Genomic DNA, 9,605 nt, shown 5'->3' with positions numbered 1-9,605 from the left:
AAATATTTCAATTATTTAGTAATATAAAGTCATTAAAGCATATTAATTACTGCACAAATAAAGATACTCATGATTCGATTTAATCATTCGTATAAAATCACAATCAATCAATTTATATGTCATAAAACTAGTAGGCCGAAGAGAATTTTCAATCTTGTTTACTAATTATAAACGTGAGGTATGAACCGTTTTGATTTCCATTAACCAAAATTGATTATAAAGGTTCATCAAAATATAATTCTGGGAATGGCCCAAATCCAGTGAAGTTTCATTGAAAAGAACAAATAACCAGAGGTCTTTTGTTCATTGCTAAGGAAATCATAAGAAAGAAAAGAGATGGGACCCAATAATTTTTGTTGGAATTGACTCCAAAATTACCTGGCAGCAAGGGGATTCGCAGAATCAGTAGGAATATCTAAAAAAAAGCATTTTAACTCCATTCCTCGATAAGTGCCCAAATACAGGTGGTATGATAAAACAAGTTTAGCAAGCCCCAAAAACCAAGACATCTTTACAAAATAAGTTGTGAAATGCTGACCTATCATTTAAATTATCCCCATGGATTAAAAATATTCACCTTTTAAATCTGATCGAATACAGGTCCGCATCCTTCAGGAAGATACGTAATCGGACAATCCGTGCAATCAATTCATCAAGATTCTTATTTCCACTCCATTCTACAGTTCTAGAGATTTCATTTCCTATCACTACTTGAGAATCTTCCATGGTATAGCCGGGGATTGGAACCCCATTCTCATCTTGGATTTCAAACCTGATCTCCCCAGCGGCAGATGTCGAGTAATTGATCTCTAGTTCAGAACCGTTAAAAGTAAAAGGTTTGGTCAGTAATTGCCCACCATTGTATGAGCCTGAGATAGATGAAAAACCATCAATGCGAAGTGAATAACGATTTAAATGCGCAGAAGGTTGAGCATAATTCTGGTTTACATATAAAGACATTTCTTCAGGACTGGTCTGTACAACATTCAGGGCAGGATAGTTTGAACGTGAAACCCAATTGCCCATACCAATTCCAGGACGAATAAATGCCTCCATAAAGGTCCGATCATATTTGTTTCCACCTCTTGAAGTCATGAAAAATGCATCGGAGCAATCTTCAAAGTACTTTGAATCAACACCAAATTCTTTAGCCTGTCTTTCGGTCAATACTTGTCGGCCCGGCATAAACCTTCCCCCAATGGCCATATAGATGTGGGGCGCACGATAGTAAGGGCTTGTTTGTTGGGTATACAAATGTTCAAGAGGTGTGTCCCCAAAATTCATTTGGACAGGATCTGTCCAATTTATGAAATCCAAAGATACTGTGCGACCAACACTTCTATAATCTGAAAATCCGTCATTTTTCCACGTTCTGAAATAACATACATATTTCTTTTCCGGTTCAGACCAAAATGCAACATTTTGTGAATCCAGCTTACCTTTTGAAAAAATAGGTTTTTCCTGAAGTTTTTTCCAATGAATTCCATCTGGGGACACAAAGGCAATCAGTCCACTTTCTCCCGTACCTCCCAAAGCCTTATATTTCTGATTGGGGTCCTTATCAGGATTTGCGTCAATAAAAGGGCTGAAATTATGTGTCACATGTGGTACATTCGCCAAAACCACATTATTGTTCAAAGTTCCATTGATTTCATAAAGACCCAAATTTGGTCTTTTCCAATTTATCCCATCTTTTGATTCCGCATAACAAGTAACCTCATTCCGACTTCCATCTTTACCGGCCTCTCCAATTCCCCGATAATAGGCCTTATAAGTTCCTCCATCTTTAATAATAGTGGTGTAGGTAGAAAATTTACCCTCCCACGGTTTGTCAAAGAATAACACAGGGCCTTCGTCAATCGGAGTATGTTTTACAATTGTCAAACCTTCAAGTTTTTCGATTAAATAATCATCAACAAACAGTTCTCTATTGTTTCCCAGTTCTAAATGTCTTTGACCGAAAATAAAAATAGGGGAGATTAAACAAATTGCTAAACTAATTATGTTGTTCATCATGGATTTATGAATTAAGGCAATCATCCTACAGACTTTATATAATGGTAATTGAGTCGAAAACTTGCATCGGCCAATTGCATAAGTCTGGGTCATATTCCCTTCTAACCCCGACGAATTGCCTCTTCGGTTAATTACAAAATGAGATTTATCGGTTTCTCCAAATTATATGAGAACTGGGTGTTTCAATGCAGATCAATGAAAAAAAAATATCGGGGCGGCTCGCCCCGATATTTCAAACTAACTAAAACACTTCAATCAACATACATTTTTTATGTAATACATTAGGTCTTCATCCAGTTGTGAGAAAATTGTGTCCACAATAATCATCCTGAACAGGGCCCAATCTACTACCAGCCTGGATTTTGTACCAAATTGGTGTTCAATTGTAATTCCTGCATTGGAATCGGGGACAGATAATCCCTTTCCTCATTGAATGTCCTATCATTAAAATCTGGCAGGGGGTCAATTAGATTATCAGGACTCAAGAAGATGTCCGTGCCCAAATTAAAGTACTTGGCACCTTCTATTGGGTCAGAAGGCAGCTCCCCTTCATATATAACAAGATCTATTTCACCATTACCGGTCAGATCATACTCTCCAGTGCCGGGTAGATACATTCCACGTAATGGCATGGTAATGGATTGTCCTGCTTTCCAACGTTTAATATCGTTCCAACGATGTCCTTCCATGAACAATTCAATCCTTCGCTCCCTTCTAATTTCAAGAATCAACCCCTTGTTACTGCCAGATACGTTCGGGTAAAACTGCTCTTGATAAGTGTCCGGATTGGCATTGGCATCTGCAACTATTAAATTAGGCATTCCAACTCTTGATCTAAGCAAACCAATGGATGCATCTATGTCACTTTGGGTGATTGTGCCCAATTCTGCTTTTGCCTCAGCATAGTTCAGTAGTATTTCAGCAAACCTAAAAATCGGCAGGTCATTGGTATTCTGGTTAATTCCATCCGAAGAGGAACCGGTAACAAATTTAGTGATGTGATAACCAGTGATGGAGGACGAAAGGTCAGGCGGCAACTCTTCATTTGAACCAACCCTTGTATATCCCGGTGTTCTAATGGTCTGGGAAAGTCTAGGATCCCTGTTCGAAACTTCTTGAACAAAAGGAATGGCATTAAAGTCAGCTTGGTCGGTAAACCTTGTACCATCAGCATTCAGATATGAATTGACCAATGTTTTAGGCATACCAGGCCTTCCTTGGGACCCTGTCAGAGTGTAATAATTTGCTCTATGTCCATTGATAAGGGGTTGCGTATACTCCCTGGCTAATATAACCTCTGAAGTTTCAGCATCTTCAAAACGGAACAAATCCCCATAATCAGATGCAGGATTCCCTCCAACATATAGCGAGTATGGTCCATTCTGAATCAATTCATTGGAGGCCTCAACAGAAGCTTGAAGATACTTCTCGTAACCTGGTATACCATGATATTTCCCAAATGTTCCCTCAAAAAGACCAACCCTAGATTTTAGCGCCAAAGCAGTATACTTACTGACCTCATATGGATACTGTTCATCTTCCATGTGTTCGATGGCCCAATCCAGGTCCTGTAATATCATATCGACCACAAATTGGCGATCATCCCGTGCTTTATACAGGTCTTCACTGTCAGCTTCAAGAGTTTTATCGTACCAGGGTAAATCGCCAAACTCAGCTACCATTATGAAATAAAAATACGCTCGGAAGAAACGGGCGACCCCTCCATACCTGTTTTTGGCCGCCTCGTCTTCGCAACGCTCATAATTCTCCAAAAAATAATTGAAATCCCTAAGAATGGCCCATGACCACCCCCCTCCTGAAGCAGGAACAATCCTGGTATCGGTCATAAGGTTACTAAGGCTATTCTGAACAATTTCACCCGTAAAATTATCCACAGTAAAAATTTCATTTCGCTCTGTATTGTTTGGCAAGAGCCTATAAAATCCGTTTGTGTACAACTTAAGGTCTGCACTGGTCAGGAAGAAGCTCTCTTCACTGACATCTGAAATGGGCTGTTTATCTAAATAATCATCACTGCAGTTCAGCATAATGAAACTGCCAATAGTTACAAGTAGGATGGATATTTTTTTCATTGTCGTATGTGTTTAAAATTGAATGGAAAGTCCTAATGAATACGTTTTTGACATCGGTGCTTCCTGACCCCGGGAATCATCATAACCATAATTTCCCCTAGGCTGATTAAAGCTGAGTTTGTTACTGGCAATTTCTGGATCTATATAATCCGTAAGCTTGCTGAACGTCAATATGTTTTCACCACTGAGATAGACCCGAACTTTACTGAACATCGTCTTATCTAAAACTTCATCAGGCAAATTGTAACCCACGGTCAGATTCTTCAACCTTAGATAGGCAATACTCTGTAGGTAGCGATCATTGACCGAACCAAGGGTCTTGGCATTACCGAGGGCAATGTATCCGAATGCCCTTGGGTAATAGGCATTTGGATTATCAGGCGACCATATGTTGTTTGCCAAGTCTTTACGGACGAATGATGCATAGGGTCTACTGTACGGTCCCCAGAATAATTGGGAGTTGGGACCGGGATACCAATCTTGTTTACCCACCCCCTGAAAGATTGCCGACATATCAAACCCTTTCCAAGATGCTCCTATGTTGAAATTATAGAGATACTGGGGCGTTACGTTACCGATGACCTTACGATCCCCTGGATTATCCAAGGTATTATCTCCAAAATTGACAAAGCCATCACCATTTGAATCTGCATATTTGACATCACCCGGCTTGATTCCCTGGCTCCTGATTTGTGAAGAAACACGGGTTTGGTCTGCATGATTGGCAACCTCTTCCTCTGTTTGGAACAGGCCTTCCACGTGGAAACCCCATAGTTCACCAATGGTCATACCTTCATAGAATCCATTTAGGAGACCCTCAGGATTATCAAATTTGGTAATCTTGGATCTGGAATTCGATAAGCCCGCACCTAATTTGAAGGTGAAATCTGAACCTCCGAGCAAAAACTTATCATTATAGGCAAAAGCCAATTCAAAGCCTTTGGTCACCAAATCTCCAGCGTTTTCCTGTGGGGCCGCAGCTCCTAACACAGCTGGAAGTATTTGTCCTGCGGTCAACATCCCCAAGGTCTCCCTTTTGAACCAATCAAAATTGATGTTCACTTTGTTCTCTAGAAAGCCCAAATCTACACCGAAATCTAGGGTCTTTACTTCTTCCCATGTAATTTCGGTGGGAACTAGATTGGGAGATGTTATATACTCCAAAGGGCTGCCACTTAGTGAGAACCTATCCAGCAAAGAACGGCTCAATACCGACTGGTAGGCATAAGGATCAACATTTTGATTTCCAAGCGTACCATATGATGCCCGCAGTTTTGCACGGCTCAGTACACCTTCCGACCCTTTTATGAAATTCTCTTTATGTATGGCCCATGCAGCAGATACCGATGGAAAGAACCCCCATCGATAATCGGAAGGAAATCTTGAGGTACCATCATAACGCCCATTGAATTCCAGAAAGTATTTATTATCATAATTATAGGATACTCTCGAATACACCCCTTGAAGGGCCCACTCATAGGCACTTCCTGTAGCATCATCAGCGGTGGTCCCCAATCCCAAAGAATTAAGTTCATCGGAAATCAATCCCTGCGTACTCGCTTGAACAGTCTTACTGTACATCGATTCCTGTCCAAAACCAACCATAAGATCTAAATTGTGCCTGCCAAAGTGACCAGAGTAATTCCCGTACACATTAAAAGCATCATAGTCCCCTGTCGTACTGAATTCGGTCAATTTGTTCGAACCCATCGTCTCAATCTCACCCACATAAATGCTCCATGGCACCAATGCTGAACGCTGGTATTTGCTTTCGTTCATCTTACGAAAGGCATAACTGGCCTTTAGGCTCAATCCCTCAAAAGGCTTAATTGTTGCAGTGACAATGTTCGAAAATTCTGAATCCTCTATTTCCTGTTTGGACTTGCCATGAAGTAACGAGGCATAAAGGCCATCCCCAGCGGCATAGTTATTCAACTCACTTCGATAGAAAAATGTTCCGTCTGGATTGGTAGGGGAATACCATGGCATGGCGTGGTTATAAACCAAATAGTTCCAATAATTACCATGCCAGCCCCCACGATAACCTCCATGTTGTAAGTCATCATACTTACTGAATTGCATGTTTTCGGTTATGGTAATTTTGTCGCTTACCTTAAAATCAATTTTAGCCCTATAATTCTCCCTGGTAAAGAGGTCTTCCTGTACTTTTAACAAACCTACTTCTCGATAGTTCCTATACGAAAAGTACCCCTTAATGGTTTCGTTTCCTCCACTTATAGAGGCATTGTATATCTGTAGAGGCCGACTTTTCCTGAAAAACGAGTTCCACCAATCGGTTTTCGCATAATGCACGTATTGTTCCCGTCCGTTTCTGTTATCAATAACGACCCTTGCCAAAGAGGGGTTGGCCGAAACTTCTTGTAGTGCTTCCAAATCAGCGTCGGTGTAACGCGAATATGTGGATCCAGACGCTGCCTGAAAGAAATTGTCAGCGATTTGGATTGCTTCATAAGGGTCTGATACAAAATCGGTGTTCGTGGTTACTTGACTGAAGCCCGAGGTGGCTTCAAAAGAAACCTTTACATCCCCTTTCTTAGCTTGTTTTGTAGTGATCAATACAACACCGAATGCACCACGGGCTCCATAAATTGCCGCAGCTCCAGCATCCTTCAGTACACTTATGTTTTCAATATCGATTGGATTCACATCATTGATGTCACCTTCAACTCCATCAATGATGATCAGAGGATTCCCTCCATTGATGGATGTAAACCCTCTAATATTTATGTTGGGGGTATCTGTAGGCCTACCATTGGAGCGTGTAATGGTTAAGCCCGGACTGGCACCTTGCAAGGCCAGAACTGCATTACTTACGGGCCTTTCTGCCAATTGTGCAACATCAACTTTACTGACTGCCGCACTCAATGACTCTAAAGACTTTTCCCCATATCCTACCAAAACCACTTCATCCAATTGCTGATTATCCGAATCAAGTTGAATGGAATAGTAGTTCTGATTGGTCTCCACAACAAAAGTCTGGGTTTTCATTCCCAAATAAGAAACTTCTACGACATCCCCTTCTTGGACTTCAAGAGAGAAATTACCATCAAAATCTGTCACAACCCCTTGCTGTGTACCTTTGACCATAACATTGGCGCCCATCAAGGGCATGCCGACCTCATCTTTTACATTACCTGTAATTGTCTTTTGGTAAATTGAACTTTTGTTTTCCTTTACAGAAACGGCTATCTTATTTTGTCCTATCTGGTATTCAAGGCCATAAAAAACTGCCAGATAGTCCATTATCTTTTGTAGAGGGACATTTTTCTGGTTCAGATCTGTTTTTTTACGAATTTGCCGAACTTCATTGCCATAGACAAAGCTCACATGGGCCTGTTGTTCCATCAATTCAAAAATTGTCAGAAGATCAATTTGGTTTTGTTGAATTGTAATATTTGTCGCTAACGGAAAATTGGCTAGTATTGGCTGAGCAAAACCACTCACCATTAAAAAAATCAGCATCATTTTACTGATTGGGGCGTGAAAAATTTGTGAAATTGTTTTCATTGCTTCATATTAGGTATTTATGGTTAATATTTGGTTGTTCAAAGGCCTCTCCTACGATTTGGAAAGGACAATGTTTGGTTGGTTATATTTTCTTTTCACCTTTTATTGATAGCCTAGATCTATTTGGGATTTTTTTTCAACGGTATCGATGAGCGTCCCAGAATATTCTTTACCCGACTTTAACCGATTCTACATAAACATTCCCAAATCGGTCCTCTACTTCAATGGTAATCTCCCGAACATCATCATCAGGCTCAAAAAGGAACATATGGTCATTGGCATAGGGTTCTACCCATCCCCTCCTTTCAGGTATTTCTTTCCCCAGGTGCAACTCCACGCTCAAAGGATCAACGGTCCTAATTTTTCTGATGTGGGTTTTACGCTCGCCATTTTCGTACCAAGCAATATTCCATGCCGGGTCATAATTCCATACATTCAAAACACAGGAATTGGGAAACTCTTTCAAACTGCCCCTTTGGTAATATCTAAACTGATGGTCCTTGGCCTTTCCCACGGATTTATAGTACCAGTCCAATCCACTTCCATTTACATTATAGACGCCATATCCATTTGGTGTACCATCTCCACAAATAGGACCACTCCACCATGCACCGCAAACAGTACCATGACAATGCTCAAAATAGGAAGACGTGACATAATTGTCATTCCTGTGGGTATGCCCGGACAGAATATGGACCTTGAATGGGGCCAATAGCTCAATAAGGGCCATTCTGTTTTTAACGAGGTTGTGAATTGGAATGTGGGCAGAGATAACCACAGTACTGCCCTTGGGCACATTGGCCAAATCCTGTTCCAACCAAGCTAGCTGCATTTCAGTTAGATAACCGATAAATCCCCTTTCTTCCCCGGTGAAGAATACATCATCCAAAACAACATAGTGTATCTGGCCACGATTGAAGGAATAATATGTTGGTCCATATTTTTTATTGAATGTATTTGCCGAGAACTCATCAGATCTTGCATCCAAGTCCATGTCATGGTTTCCGATAACCTGAAAAAACGGTATTTGTATTTTTCTTATCGCCCTGTCATAATCATCCAATAAGTCAAGCCGATCAAATACCAGGTCACCACAACCAATTCCAAAAGTATTGGGGTCATCTAGATGCCGGATTGTTTCTATTACATCTGGTGCGGAAGTATTTAAAAGTTGCTGAACCTCATAATCGTCCTGAATCTGGGGGTCAGCCAAAACCAAAAAGCTATGGCTATTATCATTTACAGGCAAACGATCAAGCTGAAACAGTATTCTGTTTTTGTTCTGATTCGGGTTTATGGATGCAAAAAAAATGGCTGAGCCATTGCTTTGCTGCTTTATTTTAAACCCAGACGGAATTGATACGAACACAAATGGCTGATTGCCGGTACTCCAAAATTCAAAATCACCATTTTTGTCAGTAACAACAACTGTTTCCCCATCGGAAACCGCCACTTGCGCAATCCCCTTTCTTCCATCGGTAACCTTACCAACTATTTTGATTGGATTTATTTTATAAGATTGTCGATTTAAGGCAAGTAAAGTCGTTGACCCCAACAAGCCAAGTGCCCCTGTGGCCAGACCAACCTTTTTGACAAATTCCCTCCTATCTTCCATACTTAACCAAGTGATTTAATTATGCTTAATTTATTTACCGTGTAAAGATTTCAACATTTTCTTCAAGTACATTTCACATAACCAGAGCTTGAACACCATTCCTTATATATAAAACTCCATTCATCATTTTAACCCTCAAAGAAGAATTGAACTGTTCAATAACAGACAACTTTTGAATATCTGACATATATGATTGACATTTAACATTGATCCAAAAATTTAATTATGTTCATATTAATCAACTATGATCAAATATAATCATTTAATTTTAATACACAACTACTTTTTACGATATGATTAAAATAATTTAAAAATAAATTAATGCTAATACATTGATTTAATAGGGTATAAAT

General features: G+C 40.1%; 4 protein-coding genes. All 4 read right to left on the bottom strand.

What is annotated here, in order from left to right; translation table 11 throughout:
- Positions 1-573: 573 nt before the first annotated feature.
- Positions 574-2,040 (bottom strand): hypothetical protein, encoded by a 1,467-nt coding sequence (locus A7D14_RS04165; RefSeq protein ID WP_218058504.1) that lies wholly within the window; start codon positions 2,038-2,040, stop codon positions 574-576.
- A 323-nt stretch (positions 2,041-2,363) separates the two neighbouring features.
- The gene (locus A7D14_RS04160) at positions 2,364-4,109 is read right to left on the bottom strand and encodes a RagB/SusD family nutrient uptake outer membrane protein (protein WP_067030409.1); all 1,746 of its coding nucleotides are present in this window, start codon (positions 4,107-4,109) and stop codon (positions 2,364-2,366) included.
- Between the two features lie 12 nt (positions 4,110-4,121).
- Positions 4,122-7,475: a TonB-dependent receptor gene (locus A7D14_RS04155; protein WP_176712360.1), complete on the bottom strand. Its 3,354-nt coding sequence runs from the start codon at positions 7,473-7,475 to the stop codon at positions 4,122-4,124.
- Positions 7,476-7,806: 331 nt separating this feature from the next.
- Complete coding sequence (locus A7D14_RS04150; protein WP_067030403.1) at positions 7,807-9,252, bottom strand: calcineurin-like phosphoesterase C-terminal domain-containing protein; 1,446 nt, start codon at positions 9,250-9,252, stop codon at positions 7,807-7,809.
- Between the last annotated feature and the right edge of the window lie 353 nt (positions 9,253-9,605).

Source organism: Allomuricauda sp. CP2A (assembly GCF_001683915.1).
Lineage (GTDB): Bacteria > Bacteroidota > Bacteroidia > Flavobacteriales > Flavobacteriaceae > Flagellimonas.
Note: the sequence above shows the minus strand (reverse complement) of the source record. Positions and strands in the feature narration are given on the sequence as shown.